The sequence below is a fragment of the Pseudomonas sp. OTU5201 genome (assembly GCF_038440135.1).
GTDB lineage: Bacteria > Pseudomonadota > Gammaproteobacteria > Pseudomonadales > Pseudomonadaceae > Metapseudomonas > Metapseudomonas resinovorans.
On the sequence record NZ_JASATC010000122.1, the window covers coordinates 1 to 280 of the forward strand.

The 280-nt window shown below is 65.0% G+C and carries 1 protein-coding gene; it reads left to right on the forward strand.

From position 1 onward, the window contains the following. The coding region (locus tag AAHM40_RS27125; RefSeq protein ID WP_342247455.1) for a serine dehydratase beta chain at positions 1-280 on the forward strand (280 nt) is incomplete at both ends.

A 280-nucleotide genomic window follows, 5' to 3' on the forward strand; every position in this document is an offset into this window, starting at 1 on the left:
GGCGTCCCGCGAATTGCTTCTGGACGGCAGCCACCCGGTGGTCTTCGACTGGTCGCGCGACCTGCTGCTGCTCGAGGAAAACCTGCCCTACCACCCCAACGCCATGACCCTGATCGTCGAAGGCGAGGGTGGCGAACTGCACCGCGACACCTACTACTCCATCGGTGGCGGTTTCGTGGTCGACGAAGCCCAGGCCAAGTCCGGGCAACTGGACCAGGACGCCACCGAACTGCCCTACGACTTCTCCAGCGCCGAAGAACTGCTGGAGCTGTGCCAGCGG